Raw genomic sequence first — 15,645 nt, 5'->3', positions numbered from 1 at the left:
TTCTCTCCTATAAATCCTTGACAAACTCGTCACCGGTGTAAATATAATGTTCTTTCCAGATTTCTTCGAGCTCGTTAAAGGTCTGTTTTGTCTCCTTGATATTTTTAAAACCGACGGCCACTACCAGCGCGTTAATCAGGCTTAACGGCGCCACCAGAGAATCCACGAAGGAGTAGACATTACTCTTGGCAATGAGCTTGTGATCGGCAAACTCATTGATGGGCGCGTGCTCGTTATCTGATATGGTGATGATCTTAGGACCCCGGTTTTTAAGAAATTCTACAGCCTCATAGGTTTTCTGCGCATATCGCGGGAAGCTCATGGCAATGACCACGTCACCCTCACCAATTTTGATCAAATGCTCATATATGTCTGTTACACCGTGATTGATTACCCGGACATCATCCAGGATCAGGTTCAGGTAATAGCCAAGATGCTCGGTCAGCAGACTGGTGGTTCGGAAACCGATAATGACCACCTTGCCTGCGCCGCGGATCAGGTCGACGCATTGCCTGAGCGCTTCATAGTCAAAGGATTCAAGGGTTCCGTTGATGCTGTTGATATCACTCTTGAGCACCGCGGCCACAGAGCGCTGCATCAGCTTTTCTTTTTCCTCGTCACCCAGCGTCATGTTGATGCGCTCAACGGTCGTCAATTTACTGTTTATTTCATTTTTAAGGGCCTTTCTGAACTCAGGGTAGCCTTCATAGCCTAAAGACAGCGCAAAGCGCACAACCGTCGCTTCACTGACCTTGACATGCTGCGCCACCTTGATGGCGGACATATCCGGAGCCTTTTCATAATTTTTCATCACAAAAGCTGCGATTTTTTTATGGCTCTTGCTCAGGCCTTTATAGCGCTCCTTAATCTCTGCAAAAATATCCCTTAGTTCCGGTTTGCTGTCTTGTTTCGTATCCGATGATTGATTCATTTCCGTTATCTGCCTCATTTTGTCTTTTCCGCCAAAATTAAATAAGGCGGATTATTTTTATTGATTGTCTCAAGTTTGTGCACATTAAAACCAGCTCCAAGCTGCGCGCACCATTTTTCAACGGCCATGCTCTCCTCCAGTCCGGCTGGATGCCGGTACAGGCAAAGCGTCATCAGCCCCTTTGGCGCCAGCAGGGTTACACTGGTTTCAAGAGCTGCCAGTGTGGTATCTGTCTTTGTAACAATTTCTCTGTCTCCATGAGGCAGATACCCTAAATTAAACATAATCCCCATTATCTTAGAGTCCTGACAAAGTTCTGGTATACTGCCCATTGTTTCATGACCCTTGTGAAAAAGAAGCACCCGGTCTCTTAACCCCTCATCCGACAGGCGCTGCTCGGTTTCTTTCAGGGCTTCTTCCTGGACATCAAAGGCATAGACCTTTCCAGACGCCCCTACACTACGGGCCAGCAGGCAGGTATCTGCGCCTGTCCCGGCGGTCGCGTCGACAGCGGAGTCTCCCACGCATAAGTGCCCGGCCATCAGGGCTCCTGCCAGCAGGGTCACTCTTCTGAATTCACTAATCGACGGCACCGGCACACCCCGGACACGGCTTAAAAAATTCATCGACATAAGCGTCATGGCCGATGTACTCACCGCAGTCCTTAAATTGATGGCCTTCAAAATACGCCTTCAGTGTCTTCGGCACATTGTAGACCCTGCAGGCTTCACACCCAAGCTCAGCCGCCTGAAACAGCGTGGTGCGGATCAAACCGTCCAGCACCGCCATTGGCACCTCCGGCTTAATATTTAAAATATCATAGATCTCTGCTGTTTCACCTTTTGCCATAAAACGGGCAACAGCAAGAAGCGCTTCGTCATCCATGGCTGTCATATAAAGGCTCCGTCTGTGTTCGGGCTCCTTAAAATAAGGGGCGACCACCTCAAAACTTTTAGGAATCACAATTTTAATCATCTTTTTCTCCCCTCAGATAACGTATTTCTTCCTCAGTAAGATAACGCCATTCACCCGCTTTTAACCCTTTTAAGGTAATACTGCCAATGGCTGTCCGCTTAAGGTGAATGACGGGATGGCCGATTGCCGCGCACATTTTACGAATCTGGCGCTTCCTCCCCTCATGAATCGTCATTTCAAGCAGGGCTGTGCTTCTGTAAGTCTTTAACACCTGCACAGAAGCGGGCGCAGTGGTATGCAGCGTATGGTCATCATCCTCGATCTGGACACCTTCAGCAAAAAGCCTCAGCTCCCCGGCACTGGGGATCCCCTTTACCAGCCCTTCATAAATTTTGTTAAACTCATGGCTGGGGTGTGTCAGCCTGAAGGTAAGGTCTCCGTCATTGGTTAAAATCAGCAGCCCCTCCGTATCCTTATCCAGCCGCCCCACAGTAAACAGCCGCTCCTTAATGGGCAGCAGATCCATCACGGTCTGGTCGGTGTGGCGGTCTGCCGAGGTAGAAACCACACCTTTTGGCTTGTTCAGCAGCACATAAATTTTTTTATCCTCCGCGATGGTTTTGCCATCCACTGTAACCGTGTCGGCTTCCGGGTCTACCTGAAGCCCTGGTGTCAGCACTGCCTCACCGTTGACACATACCCTGCCTGCGGCAATCATCTCTTCGGATTTACGTCTTGAAGCAACGCCACACTGGGCCATATATTTCTGTAATCTCAATTCAATTCCTCAACTGTGTTTATTTCCATATTTTCCGCCATAGAAGCGGAGATATCGATTTTCTGCTGTTCTCCCTCAGCAAACTGCTCAAAAGCCGGCAAATCCTCGATATGCTTCAAATGAACGGTCTTTAAAAAGGCGGGGGTTGTTTTATAGAGAATCGGCCGACCCGGCGCTTCCATCCTGCCAGCCTCCTTGATCAGCCCCCGGTCAAGGAGCCGCTGAACAGAACTGTTGGAGCTGACCCCTCTCAGATTATCAATATCGATCCGGGTAATCGGCTGGCGGTAGGCAATGATCGAAAGCGTCTCAAGAGCCGCCTTGGACAGCCCTGTGGCCTCCTGCTGCCCCAGTACCTGACGGATAAAATCGTAATGTTCAGGCTTTGTGGACAGCTGCCATGTGTGATTGACCTGCACTAGGCGAAGCCCTCGTTCCACACTGCCATAGTCCTTTTCCAGTTCTGACATAAGGGCCTGAATGGTGTTCCCGTCCAGCTCCATCGCCTTTTCAAGCTCACGCAGCGCGACGGGCTCACCGGCGGCAAAAAGGATGCCTTCGATGATTCCCTTTAGACGCTTTTTATTACTCTTTGAAAGTTCCTGCATTTATTCCTCTGTCCTCTGTCTGATGATAATTTCCTGAAATACACGGTTCTGAAAAAGCCGTATGTTATTAATTTTATACATCTCCAAAAGCGCCAGAAAGGTTACAACAACTTCTCCCCGGCTGACTTTTTTTCTGAACAGCTCTGAAAAATGGAGTTCTCCAGAGCGATTGAGCTCAAACTGGTGCTCGATGTACTCAATTTTTTCCTCTACAGTAAAAACTTCCCTTACAATCTCCTGAGAAAAATCTTTGAACTCAATCTCATCGTTGTATAGGGAAAATATGTTGGAGTATGCTTTAAAAATATCCTCAGGGTTGATCTCAACCTCGGCGTCCTGGGTCATAACTGGGATATATTCCGGATCCTTATAGACGGCATGAAGCTCCGCGCACTCCCGTTCTTCCAGATAAGTGCTGATATTTTTAAAGATTTTATACTCTATAAGCTGCCGTACCAGCTTCTCTTTCAGGTCTTCTTCGTCCTCTTCCTCATCCTTTGCTCTTGGCAGAAGCATTCTGGATTTAATCTCCAAAAGCTTGGAAGCCATAACCACAAACTCGCTGGCAACCTCCATATCCAGTTCACGCCATTTCTCAATATGGGCCAGATACTGGTTTGTGATTTCTGCGATGGGAATATCGTAAATATCAATTTTGTTTTTTTGAATTAAATGAATGAGAAGGTCCAGAGGACCTTCAAATTTCTCTAAACTGACTTCATAACTATTCATTTTATGACCAAAGCATTAAAAAAAGTGGGTTTAATATCATTCTGAATAACCCATCGATCCCGTTGATGATGGGTGTAATAATCAGACCAAACACATTAAATACAACCAGCAGCAGCAGAATGATCATCCCATAACGTGAAAACTGGTAGAACTTCTGTTTTGCGTTATAAGGCAAAAACTCAGCCAGAATCTGCGACCCGTCGAGGGGTGGAATGGGAATGAGGTTAAAGACTGCAAACATCAGGTTATACAGGTACAGATACTGCAGAATCTGCAGCAGATACACGTTGGCAAAAGGCGAAACCGCGTAGATCGCAATGAGCGAAATAAACCCTAACAAAAGGTTTGTGAAGCAGCCCGCCAGACTGACAACAATGATTCCCTTCCGATGGTTTTTAAAATTATTCGGATTAACCGGCACAGGCTTTGCCCAGCCAAAACGAAAAAGCAGCATACTGATAAAACCGATGGGGTCAATGTGCTTAAGGGGATTAACAGTCAGGCGTCCCGCCAGCTTCGGGGTTGGATCGCCCATGGCGTCCGCCGCATAGCCGTGAGCCATTTCGTGAAAAGAAATGGCGACTAAGATGCCGGGCAGGCTCAGCAGCAGGTTGATAAAATAGCTCGCACTAAACATAATCAGTCCTCTAGCCAGGAGGGAATCCTGTCATTTTTGACCAGATCCTCAAAGCTTTCACGTTCAACCAGGACTGCTGACTGATCGCCCTTCAAAAGGATAACAGCCGGCCTTCTAAAACGATTATAGTTGCTGGCCATCGAATAATTATAGGCGCCTGTATGAAGCACTGCCAGCGTATCGCCTGGCTGGGGAGACGGCAGCTTAATGGATTTAATTAAAGTATCTGTCTCACACGCTTTACCGCTGACTGTTACCTCTTCCATCAATGCTTCATCCTGTGGCTTATTACAGATCACAGCATCATAGTCCGCACCGTAAAGCGCCGGGCGAGGATTATCTGCCATACCCCCGTCAACACTCACGTACTTTTTGAGTCCCGGGATTTCTTTGACGGTCCCCACTGTATATAAGGTAATGCCCGCCGGAGCAGCCACTGAACGGCCAGGCTCTACCACGATTTTAGGCATCGGAACCTCTCTCTGCTCAGCCATCTCACGCATATGGTCGACCATTTTAGGAATATAACTGGTAACATCAAAACTGGGATCTTCCTTCAAGTAAGGAATACCAAAGCCGCCGCCCAGATTAATCTCAGTCAGATTAAGGCCATCGGAGAGCAATGCCTTATAAAGATCGAGCATGACTTCCGAAGCCAGTAAGAAAGGCTTTTCATCTGCAATCTGAGAGCCGATGTGGCAGTGAATGCCGACAGTCTCCACATAGTTCATTTCTTTTGTGCGGCCGATAATCTCACGGGCCTGGCTCAATGGCAGGCCAAATTTGGAGTCAAGCTTCCCAGTCTGTATGAGCTCATGGGTATGGGCTTCGATTCCGGGAGACACCCGAAACAGCACCTTGACAGGCTGCTCAAGCTCCTCAGTCAAAAGCTGCAGCCGCTCCAGCTCCCATTCACTGTCGATGACGATACGGCCTACCTTGTAGCCAAGCGCCATTTCCAGCTCGGCCTGGTTTTTATTGCTCCCATGAAAGCAGATACGGGCAGGATTAAAACCACTTTTCACAGCCGTATAGAGTTCTCCGCCTGAGGCCACATCCAGAGAGATGCCCTCACTTTCAATAATCCGGCACATTCCCATATTTAAAAAGGTTTTGCCGGCATAGTTCACATCATAGACCGCGCCTGCTGATTCAAAGGCGTCCTTAATACGGTTGATGTTGGCTCTTAAAATATCTTCGCTCATAACATAAAGCGGCGTGCCGTATTTCTGCGCTAACGCTACTGTGTCATGACCGGAAAATACAAAATTTTCTGTCATTCAGTTTCTCCTTAAAAGCTTTAATTTATTTGTTACAAATAATAAGAAAAGTGATCTGTTATCCTGTGTGCGACACAGATGATAAAAGACCACCTCGATGATTTTATTTACATAAGAGAAAAAAAGCGACCTAAAACACAGGCAGTCTTTGCGTCTGAAAACTTCCCCTTAAGGTAAAGCGCCCGGACTGTCCGTATAGGCATTTCGACAATTTCGATGAATTCATCATCATCCTGTTTTCTCGGCTCAATAACAAATTGAGACGCCATAAATAAAGTGGTCACTTCATTGGTAAATCCCGGCGAGGGCCACATTTCTCCTAAAAAGTGCAAATCCAGGGGCTTCAGGCCAATTTCCTCCTGCAGCTCCCGCACTGCTGCCTCTTTTGGATCTTCACCCACTTCAACCAGACCTGCCGGTATCTCCAGGATCACTTTTTCGATGGCCTTTCTAAACTGGCGCACAAAAATAATCCGGTTGCCTCTGACAGGCAGAATACCGACACCCTGTTTGTGGTCTACCAGTTCCCGGAAAGAGGTCCCTCCATCCGGAAGCTCGACTTCGTCGACCTTTAAATTTAAGATACGTCCATTATAAATCTCTTTGGACGCAATGGTTTTTTCAAAAAATTTCATTCACTACTCCACGCCTTCAGCGTTCAGACATTAGGCGGTTCAGTTCATCCATAAAGGACTCGACATCCTTAAACTCACGATAAACTGATGCAAAACGAACGTAGGCCACCTGATCGATATCCTTAAGCGCATCCATAACGCGCTCTCCAATATAGGATGATTCCACCTCTTTATCTTCAACCTGATAAAGCTCCTTCTCCATCAAGTCAACAACACGCTGGATGTTGTCGATGGGGACCGGACGTTTTTCACAGGCTTTGATCATCCCGTTCAAAATTTTATTTTTATCAAAGGGGACACGCTGGCCGCCCTTTTTAACAACGATCAAGGGAATGTTTTCAATCCGCTCATAGGTTGTAAACCTTTTGGCGCATCGGATGCATTCCCTTCTTCTACGAATCATAGTGCCTTCTTCAACAGGTCGTGAATCAACTACTTTGCTTTCGTCATAATCACAAAAGGGACACTTCATTCAGACACCTTAGTCTTCGTTGCTTAAAAATCCAGGAATCGCAAATTCGCCAGCACCGCTGGTTGTTTTGGTTTCAGGCTTAGCAGTTGTATTTGCAGCAGCAGCATTTGCGCTGTTCAGAATAGCAGCTTTTTTAGCTTCCACTTCTTCTGCCGGTAAAAAACCAGTGGCGATAACCGTAATCTGGATTTCGTCGCCAAAGCTTTCATCAATGGTCGCACCAAAGATAACGTTGGCGTCTTCGTCAGAAGCTTCTCTCGCAATGGTAGCGGCTCTGTCCACTTCAAAGAGTGACAGGTCTTCGCCTGCAGTAATATTTAAGAGCACGCCGGTAGCACCGTCGATTTCGGTTTCCAGAAGCGGACTTAAGATTGCTTCTTTTGCTGCTTCTTCGGCACGGTTTTCACCGGAGGCACGGCCAACGCCCATGTGCGCCAGACCAGCATCCTTCATGATGGTCTTAACATCAGCAAAGTCAAGGCTTACGAGACCCGGCATAGAGATCAGGTCAGAAATACTCTTAACACCCTGTAATAAGACATCATCTGCCAGTTTGAAAGCGTCTCTTAAAGAAGTGGTCTTATCCGCCATTCTTAACAGGCGGTCATTTGGAATGGTCACCAGCGCATCGACATTGTCCTGAAGGAAATCACTGGCAATCTGAGCGTTGCGCATACGGACCCGGCCTTCAAAAGAGAACGGCTTGGTGACAACACCAATGGTCAGGATTCCCATTTCACGGGCAATTTTTGCAATGATCGGCGCAGCACCGGAACCGGTTCCGCCGCCCATACCAGCAGTGATAAATAACAGATCTGTTTCCTGAATTAAATCTGCAATGGCATCACGGCTTTCTTCCGCAGACTTCTGACCCATTTCCGGGTTACCGCCTGCACCAAGACCGCCGGTGGTCTTTTCACCAATCTGAAGGCGTTTTTCAGCCAGGGTCAGGGCTAATGCCTGATTATCAGTATTGATGGATATGAAGTCAACACCCTTCAGACCGGATTCGATCATGCGGTTAACGGCATTGTTCCCGCCGCCGCCAACACCAATTACACGAATTCTCGCAAAATTATCATTGTAGCCATCTAATTCAATCACTTTTCTTCCTCCTCTATTTCACGTAAGAAACTCTTAGTTTGTTTTTTATCATCATTTTTTTGTTCTTCATCCAGTTCTTCATCATCTTCAAAGACTTCATCCTCGTCGGAAGCGTCTCCGCGGTAGCCGTTCTCGTCAAGCTCGACGGCATCGTAGTCTTCTTCCTCATAGTCCTCTGTCTCGTCCAAATCATCGGTCGTGGAATGTATTATTTCTATAGGCTCAGCCTTATGGCCGGTTGAATGACCATGCTTCTGCTCCTTTGAAATCGCTTTAGGATCTGATTCTTTGCTGCCAGACCGGAAATAATAACGCCGGATCTTCGCAAAATTTGAAAACAGGCTGGTTCCAAAATAAAAGATTGCTGCGTAATAAATTGGAATTCCTACCCTGTCACCGATATAGGTCAGCAGCGCCGCTAAAATGGTGTTGCCAAAAAAACCGGTGATAAACAGTTTCTGGTCAAATTTTCCTTCCAGGTCTGCCTGAATGCCGCCAAATACTGAATTCAGCGAAGCGAGTATCGCGATTGAGAGATAGGATGAATATGCCAGCGGTATTTCAAAAGGCAAAACAACACCGATTAAAAGCCCTGCAAGCAGCCCTATTAATGGATATAGCATCGTTGTCCCCGTTTCTCTGCAAAAAATCAAATTACAGTTTATTACTTTTGTTGAGTAGTAAATATTCTGACTTTTCTATATTAACCTTTATTTCCCAATATTTCAACAGTTGAATAACACTTTCATCAGAATTTAAGTAAATATACATGGATTCAGGGTCTCCAATGGCTTCAATCACAAATGGAGGTGAGGAAATCTCATCATCCACATTTATGACCGCGCCGCCGCAGTCGATGTTGCTGCTGCTTGTCACGCGCATTTTATTGAGCTGGATTCCCTCTGCGCCGGCTGCCTTCAGTTCGTTGATGACTGCCAGTACATCTGAGTTATGCACCAGGTATTTATTGGGATTTTCTCCAGGTTCGATGGCTTTGTCGCTGTCTTCCAGCGTGATGACAATGCCAGGTCCCTGGATCGGCACAGAACCGTCTGCCATTTTATAGTTTTCGAGCTCTGCATCCAGATATTGGCCGACAGTATCGACCACTGACCCTTCATCCTCGATGGCCCTCCGGGCCTCCTCGTAGGTGTCGAGTCTTTTTTGCTCAGCTGCTATTTTTTTGCCAAGCTCCTCATTTTTGACCTTGAGGTTATCCTCCTCAAGCTCCTGATTGTACAGGGTTTTCGCGTTGACAAAGGTACGCTGGGCCGGAATGTCTTTTGAGCCAATCTCCTTAACGATCAGAGCCATTCCGATGCCAACCACCAGAAAGACCAAAACCAGTATCCGGTTCATGGCTTTTTCACTTATATTCTTCATAGCCCACCGCTATTCACTGGCCCCACTGCCTGAGGCCGGCTTGGCATACTTAAAGTCAATCACACCGCTGTAGGCCTTTACCAGAACATTGTCTTCCTGTGAAATAGAAACCTTCAGCTTATTGGACTGCATGACATCCACAACACCAGCCCGCATTTTGATGGCAGCGGACAGATCCTGAGGATTGCCAATGACTTTCACCTCAAAGGGTGCACCGTATTTGTTACGGTTAATATTAATATAGGAGCCCGCCTGGCGGATCTCCGAAGTATTAATCAAACGCTCGCCATTGATGGAAATGGCTTCGGCACCTGCTGCGTTCAGCTCGTTTACCAGTGAGAGCAGCAGATCGGAGCTTTTGGAATAGAGGGAAGCGTCGTAATCTGTGCTGTCGGTATCAATGGTGATGACCAGGCCTGAGCCCGTCACATCCGTCACACCTGCAAGCACGCGTTCCTTTTCCATTTCCTTCTGTTTTTTCTTTATGACATCATCGGTTCCAGCGGCATCCGATTCATAGTTTGCCAGCTGTTTTTCGAGATCCTCGAGCTGGTTGTTCAGCTCGTCATTTTTGTTTTCAAGGGCTTTTACCTCAGCAGCCAGGTCGCCGGCGCGCTCGGAATCAACCGTCCCGCCCAACTGGTCGACTGTTTTCATCTGAAGGATAATCAAAACACCCACAAAAATACATATTAGCGCAATCGCCAAACTGCCTTTTCGCTTCAAGCCTTCACCTCAGTTTATCTTGGTTTCAGAATCGGTTTGTTACCGCCAGTGGTCAGATTGATGTCCAGATTGCTCTTGTTCTCGGCAAAAACCGTATTGATATAATCATAAGAGCCTTTAAAGTTATCCAGATCCGACACGGTCATAACCACATTATTTTTTGTAATGATCCGATAAGTATTATTTTCCGTAATACCCACTTCCGAAATCTTCGCAAGGTTTCCGTCATTCTGAAAGGTCTTCAGAATCTCCATGACTGTGTCAAACTTCCAGTCCGGATTGAAGGTGACCGGATGCCCGATTTTATCAATGGTAATATCCGTGAAGCCCGTAACAATGGGGATATCCGTTTTTCGCAGGTACTCGCTGCGCTCAACCAGAAGCCCCTCACGGTTGATATAATTGATCTTGCCGTCATAGTTAACCGCGCAGATTGCCGGTGCTTCCTTTACCCTGATCACGATTTTGTCCGGCATGACTTTTGTAATCTCCAGCTTTTCAACATTTATGAGTTCCTCAATATTATAATGAGCCTTATTTAAATCTACCCAAAAAATGCTCTCACCTTCATTGATTCCTGAAGTTTCTACAATTGTTTCGCTATCGACAACTTCATTCCCAATTACTTCAATATGCTTGATGTTAAACACACCGGCGGAAATGGCGCTTGCCATGACAAAAATAAAGACAAATAAAATAGAAACAGCAACCACTAATAGTGTAACATATTTTAGCAGTCTTTTCCTTTTATTTTTTTTTAATTTTTTACGTCTTTGCAGCTTTTCATCCATTTTATCACCATTTACCGGTTTTTGTCACCCTTTTTATTTGTTTTTGTTCAATTTATTTGATCAGCTTCAAAGCTTCTGCACAAATCCGGTCACCTGCGTCCAGTATTGCCCGTTCTTTTGTGGCCCTCCGCATTTTCTCAAGCCCCTTTTCATCCCGGAGCAGGGCCGGAATGGTTTCGGCCAGCAGGTCCGGGGTCAGCTCGGCGTCATGGATCAGGATACCGCCGCCGTTATCGGTAATAACACGGGCATTGAATTCCTGATGGTTTCCGGCGGCCATTGGGTAGGGCACCAAAATGGATGGAATGCCCACCGCGGCAATCTCAGCCACCGACATGGCCCCAGAACGGCTGACAACTAAATCTCCTGCGCCGATAAGGGTGTGGACATCATTGCTGTAGGCTAATACGTTTATATTACGGCAATCATCTAATTTTACACCATTTTCCTTTAATTTTTCTAGGACTTTATCGTACTGTCCTCTCCCGGTCAGGTGATAGACAACCATCTCCGGGTTATCTGCATTCCGGGCGATAAACGAAGCGGCCGCATTGTTGATGCTCCCTGCCCCCTGGCTGCCGCCCATGATGACGACCAGACGCTGGTTCTCCTTCAGGCCAAGCTTATCTCTGAGGGCATTGCGGTCTGTCTGTTTAAACACGTCGCGCACCGGGTTGCCTGCCAGAAAGGTCTTGTCCTCCGGAAAATACTCGGCGGCCTCTTTAAAGCTGATGGCCACACGGTCCACCCTTTTCCCCAGCATCCGATTGGTCTTGCCCGGGTAGGCGTTCTGCTCGTGGATCATGGTGGGAATGCCCCGCTTTGCTGCCTCGAGAAGCAGCGGGCCGCAGGTGAAGCCGCCGGTCCCTACCACCAGGTCCGGCTGATGCCTTTTCAAAACCTTTTTTGAATCTGAGATGCCGTCAAAGATCCCCTTGACCGCCGCCAGCGTTTCCAGCGACAGCTCACGTTCAAAACCGCGGACGCGGATGTACTCAATGGGATAGCCCTCCTTGGGCACAATGTTTTTTTCCATGCCCACCTGGGAGCCAATAAAAAGGATCTCGGCACCAGGCAGGCGCTCTTTTAGTTTATCCGCAATGGCCAGGCCCGGATAGATATGGCCTCCGGTGCCGCCGGCCGCTACTAATATTTTCATTTTCTTCTCCCTTTCCTTTTACGCAGGTCCGCCTGCCTTGAAATATTGAGTATGGGCCCCAGCATGGCAAAGAGCACCACCATCGAGGTACCGCCAGCGCTGACAAAGGGCAGCGCCATCCCGGTAACCGGGATGACCGAGGTGGCGACCCCCACGTTTACAAACACCTGAAAGCCCAGCAGCAGCATGACGCTGCTGGTGTAAAGGTAACCGAACCGGTCCGGCGACGTGTTGGCAATTTTGAAGCCCCGCCAGATAATAAAGGCGAAAAGACCCAGAACAAAGACACAGCCGATAAGGCCGAACTCCTCGCCGATATTGGCGAAAATAAAGTCATTCTGGAGCTCTGGCAGGAACAGAAATTTCTGCTTGCCATTGCCCAGCCCCTGTCCAAAAATGCCGCCAGTCCCAATGGCTAAGAGTGACTGGGTGATCTGATAGTCAACGCTCCCGCGGCCCAAGAATACATTAAAGCGTTCCAGGCGCCAGGGCTCGATGATCATCAGCACAACGACGCCTGCCACGCCGACTGCCGCGTAAGGCGCAAAGCGTTTAAAGCGCACCCCTGCAAAATAGAGCACTGCCACCATACCAAAGCCAATGGCCATGGCCGCGCTCAGCGAGGGCTCAATGGCGGTGATGCCGCAGATCAGGAAAATCGGCGCTATACACTGCTTTGTAAATTCCCAGGTGCTCCCGTTTAGTACCTCCGGCTCCCGCGCGAGCAGTGAGGAAAGGTAGAGAATGCCTGTGACCTTTGCGAGCTCTGAGGGCTGGAACTGGCCGATGCCGACATTCAGCCACCGCCTGGCATCATTGACCTCTACCCCGATGCCCGGCATCAATACAAGGAGCAGCAGAAAGACCGTCACGCCCAGCAAAATCATGCTGATTTTCTTATGATTGTATTTGCGATAATCGATATTACTCATAAAGCCCATTACAACGAGCCCCAGCGCCACAAACCCAAATTGCTTGAGAAAGAGCGAGTAGCCCTTGCTGCCGTCGACTGTTGAAGAATACATGCTGGCGCTAAAGACCATCAGGAGGCCAAAGCCTACCAAAATCAACAGAGCGATGACAAACGGCCTGTCTACTTTTCCTTTTTTCATCAGTTACTCCCGATTCGCTTCACTAAATCCTTAAAGACCTGTCCTCTGATTTCAAAATTGTCAAACATATCCCAGCTGGCACAGGCCGGTGACAGCAGCACCACATCGCCGGGAGCGGCACACTCCGAGGCGACTTTGACCGCCTCGTCATAATCGCCCACACGCACGGTGCTGTAATAGCCCTGGCTCTCGGCTGCCGCCTCGATCTGCGGCGCGGTCGCTCCGACTAGCACCATGCGTTTCACCTTTTTACAGACCACTTCGATAAATTCGCTGTAATCTTCCTTTTTATCGTAGCCCCCGGCGATGAGGATGACCGGTTTGGTCATGGCGTTCAGTGCCACGATGGCCGCGTTGGTATTGGTGCCCTTGGAATCGTTGATATAATCCACGCCACCGATGGTCGCCACAAATTCCTGCCGGTGTTCGACCCCGCCAAAGGACTTCAGCGTCTCTGCGATGCTGACCACGTCCACGCCCATAAAATAAGCAAGCACTGTGGCCGCAAGAGCGTTCTGTACGTTGTGAGGGCCCTTTATGCCCATTTCCTCGATGCGGCAGATGGGAATGACCGATTCATTGTCATTGATAAAAATACCGCCGTCCATGGCATAGGCGCCCTGTGCCACCTTTTTATCCAGGCTGAAATAGTACTTCCGGCACTGTGCCTGGCGGCCCAGCTCACAGACCTGCTCGTCATCGGCGTTGAGCACCAGAAAGTCCTCGCCGCGCTGGTTTTCAAAAATGCGGGCCTTGGCGGCAATGTAATTTTCCATGGTGCCATACCGGTCCATATGGTCTGGCGACAGGTTTAAAATGGCCGAAGCGACTGGCCGGAATTTATTGATGGTCTCAAGCTGAAACGCGCTGATCTCTGCCACAAAAACATCCTCGGGCGCTGCTTCCATCACATAGTTGCTGATGGGGTCTCCGATGTTGCCCACCGTGTAGGTTTTCCGGCCGCTGTTTTTAAAGATCTCACCCGTGAGTGTGGTGGTGGTGGTTTTGCCATTGGTGCCGGTGATGGCTACAAAGGGGGCCTTTGTCATACAGTACGCCAGCTCAGCTTCGCCGATAACAGGAACGCCGCAGCGGTATGCCTCGGCAATGATTGGAATGGTTAACGGCACGCCCGGGCTTGTGACCACACGGTCAATCTCATTGATAACCCTGGTATCGATCTGTCTGCCAAAAATGGTTTTGATGCCCTTTTCCTCAAGCTCTGCCAAGGTCTCCCGCACCTGGGGAAACTCTGCCAGAACCACGTCCTCAGGACGATTATCGGTCAGTATTACGCTCTTGCCGCAATCCATTAAAAGCTTTGAAACCGCCACACCGCTGCGGGCAGCCCCTATCACTAAAATCTTCTCACTCAATTGTACTTACGCCTCCTAAATTATAAACATAAAAATGCCAGTGCCACAAAGACTGCCGTAACGATCCAGAAAACGGTGACGACCCGGGTCTCACTCCAGCCCTTCAGCTCAAAGTGATGGTGGATCGGCGCCATTTTAAAGAAGCGCTTGCCGTGAGTCAGCTTGAAATAGCCCACCTGAATAACCACCGACAGGGCCTCAATCACATAAAGCAGACCTGCGATCAGCACAAATATCTGCATCCGTGTAATGATGGCCATCACAATGACCGCGCCGCCCAGAGCCATGGAGCCTGTATCGCCCATAAAAATCTCGGCCGGGTTTGAGTTATAGCGCAGGAAGCCAAGGCACGCGCCAATCACTGCCCCGCTGAAAACAGCGGTGCTGACCTGATTCAGGGCCACAGACATGGCCAGGAAGAAAAGACACACAATGGCTGTAACGCCGGAAGCGAGGCCGTCAAGGCCGTCGGTCAGGTTGACGGCGTTGGTCACTGCCACGACAGCGAAAAAGGTAAAAGGAACATACCAGATACCGAAATCAACGGTGGTACCCATAAACGGAATGACTAGCTCTGTGCCGATGGCGGGTGTCCATGCCGCGTAAAGGGCAACGGCCAGGGCCGCCACAAACTGGAGCACCAGCTTCTGCCAGGCACGCAGCCCCAGGTTGTGCTTCTTTGAAACCTTGATAAAATCATCAATAAAGCCAATGGCACCAAAGGCCACCATCACGATCAATGGGAAAAAGTCCCATTTTTTAGTAAATAAACTGATGATCACAACAGCGATGAGGACAGCGCCCTGGATGACAAGGCCGCCCATGGTGGGGGTGCCGGATTTTTTCATATGGCTCTGCGGGCCTTCCTCGCGGATGGCCTGTCCGAAGTGCAGCCGGTGCAGAATCGGCAGGACTCTCGGCATGGCGAGCCAGACAATGATAAATGCGACTAATAAACTGACAATTGAAATTTTTAAAGTATCCATCTTTTCCTTGTTTCCTCTTC

At 48.6% G+C, this 15,645-nt stretch carries 18 protein-coding genes and 1 pseudogene; all 19 read right to left on the bottom strand.

The features are described 5' to 3' along the window. Window positions 1-7: 7 nt before the first annotated feature. The 19 genes and pseudogenes from FYJ53_RS19520 to mraY all read right to left on the bottom strand — a co-directional run bounded on the left by FYJ53_RS19520 (window position 8) and on the right by mraY (window position 15,625). Window positions 8-931 carry a MurR/RpiR family transcriptional regulator gene (locus FYJ53_RS19520; protein ID WP_227930313.1) on the bottom strand — a complete coding sequence of 308 codons (924 nt, stop codon included), beginning with the start codon at window positions 929-931 and terminating at the stop codon, window positions 8-10. A 14-nt stretch (window positions 932-945) separates the two neighbouring features. Next, complete coding sequence (locus FYJ53_RS19515; protein ID WP_187367988.1) at window positions 946-1,557, bottom strand: class I SAM-dependent methyltransferase; 612 nt, start codon at window positions 1,555-1,557, stop codon at window positions 946-948. Next, window positions 1,511-1,906, bottom strand: a complete 396-nt coding sequence (locus FYJ53_RS19510; protein ID WP_013380815.1) for a hypothetical protein — start codon at window positions 1,904-1,906, stop codon at window positions 1,511-1,513. The genes FYJ53_RS19515 and FYJ53_RS19510 overlap by 47 nt, the downstream gene beginning before the upstream one ends. Beyond that, entirely contained in the window at window positions 1,899-2,624 is a 726-nt protein-coding gene (locus FYJ53_RS19505; protein WP_195840282.1) for a pseudouridine synthase, read from the bottom strand. The genes FYJ53_RS19510 and FYJ53_RS19505 overlap by 8 nt, the downstream gene beginning before the upstream one ends. Next, window positions 2,621-3,232 (bottom strand): SMC-Scp complex subunit ScpB, encoded by a 612-nt coding sequence (gene scpB / locus FYJ53_RS19500; protein ID WP_013380817.1) that lies wholly within the window; start codon window positions 3,230-3,232, stop codon window positions 2,621-2,623. The genes FYJ53_RS19505 and scpB overlap by 4 nt, the downstream gene beginning before the upstream one ends. Further along, complete coding sequence (locus tag FYJ53_RS19495; protein ID WP_013380818.1) at window positions 3,233-3,964, bottom strand: ScpA family protein; 732 nt, start codon at window positions 3,962-3,964, stop codon at window positions 3,233-3,235. 1 nt (window position 3,965) lies between these two features. Next, complete coding sequence (locus FYJ53_RS19490; RefSeq protein ID WP_013380819.1) at window positions 3,966-4,601, bottom strand: site-2 protease family protein; 636 nt, start codon at window positions 4,599-4,601, stop codon at window positions 3,966-3,968. A 2-nt stretch (window positions 4,602-4,603) separates the two neighbouring features. Continuing rightward, the gene (gene lysA, locus FYJ53_RS19485; protein ID WP_148430010.1) at window positions 4,604-5,881 is read right to left on the bottom strand and encodes a diaminopimelate decarboxylase; all 1,278 of its coding nucleotides are present in this window, start codon (window positions 5,879-5,881) and stop codon (window positions 4,604-4,606) included. Between the two features lie 107 nt (window positions 5,882-5,988). Further along, the gene (locus FYJ53_RS19480) at window positions 5,989-6,516 is read right to left on the bottom strand and encodes an NUDIX hydrolase (protein ID WP_070081243.1); all 528 of its coding nucleotides are present in this window, start codon (window positions 6,514-6,516) and stop codon (window positions 5,989-5,991) included. 16 nt (window positions 6,517-6,532) lie between these two features. Then, window positions 6,533-6,988, bottom strand: a complete 456-nt coding sequence (nrdR, locus tag FYJ53_RS19475; protein ID WP_038351403.1) for a transcriptional regulator NrdR — start codon at window positions 6,986-6,988, stop codon at window positions 6,533-6,535. Between the two features lie 9 nt (window positions 6,989-6,997). Continuing rightward, window positions 6,998-8,092: a cell division protein FtsZ gene (gene ftsZ, locus FYJ53_RS19470; protein WP_090412843.1), complete on the bottom strand. Its 1,095-nt coding sequence runs from the start codon at window positions 8,090-8,092 to the stop codon at window positions 6,998-7,000. Between the two features lie 311 nt (window positions 8,093-8,403). Next, window positions 8,404-8,715: pseudogene (locus tag FYJ53_RS21560) on the bottom strand (small basic family protein); the annotation flags it as partial. 31 nt (window positions 8,716-8,746) lie between these two features. Continuing rightward, window positions 8,747-9,475: a DUF881 domain-containing protein gene (locus FYJ53_RS19460; RefSeq protein ID WP_013380826.1), complete on the bottom strand. Its 729-nt coding sequence runs from the start codon at window positions 9,473-9,475 to the stop codon at window positions 8,747-8,749. A gap of 9 nt (window positions 9,476-9,484) precedes the next feature. Continuing rightward, window positions 9,485-10,183, bottom strand: a complete 699-nt coding sequence (locus FYJ53_RS19455) for a DUF881 domain-containing protein (RefSeq protein ID WP_154557683.1) — start codon at window positions 10,181-10,183, stop codon at window positions 9,485-9,487. 32 nt (window positions 10,184-10,215) lie between these two features. Further along, a complete protein-coding gene (locus tag FYJ53_RS19450) occupies window positions 10,216-10,992 on the bottom strand; it encodes a cell division protein FtsQ/DivIB (protein ID WP_013380828.1) in 777 nt (258 codons plus the stop codon). A gap of 52 nt (window positions 10,993-11,044) precedes the next feature. Beyond that, window positions 11,045-12,151 (bottom strand): undecaprenyldiphospho-muramoylpentapeptide beta-N-acetylglucosaminyltransferase, encoded by a 1,107-nt coding sequence (gene murG, locus FYJ53_RS19445; protein WP_013380829.1) that lies wholly within the window; start codon window positions 12,149-12,151, stop codon window positions 11,045-11,047. Next, window positions 12,148-13,263 carry a putative lipid II flippase FtsW gene (gene ftsW, locus FYJ53_RS19440; RefSeq protein ID WP_154557682.1) on the bottom strand — a complete coding sequence of 372 codons (1,116 nt, stop codon included), beginning with the start codon at window positions 13,261-13,263 and terminating at the stop codon, window positions 12,148-12,150. Before ftsW ends, murG begins: the two co-directional genes overlap by 4 nt. After that, window positions 13,263-14,639: a UDP-N-acetylmuramoyl-L-alanine--D-glutamate ligase gene (murD, locus tag FYJ53_RS19435; protein ID WP_013380831.1), complete on the bottom strand. Its 1,377-nt coding sequence runs from the start codon at window positions 14,637-14,639 to the stop codon at window positions 13,263-13,265. The genes ftsW and murD overlap by 1 nt, the downstream gene beginning before the upstream one ends. A 20-nt stretch (window positions 14,640-14,659) precedes the next feature. Further along, entirely contained in the window at window positions 14,660-15,625 is a 966-nt protein-coding gene (gene mraY, locus FYJ53_RS19430) for a phospho-N-acetylmuramoyl-pentapeptide-transferase (protein WP_013380832.1), read from the bottom strand. Window positions 15,626-15,645: the final 20 nt, after the last annotated feature.

Source organism: Eubacterium sp. BL-380-WT-2B, from assembly GCF_009696115.1.
Classification (GTDB): Bacteria; Bacillota; Clostridia; order Eubacteriales; family Eubacteriaceae; genus Eubacterium; species Eubacterium callanderi.
This window is presented reverse-complemented; position numbering and strand designations above follow the sequence as displayed.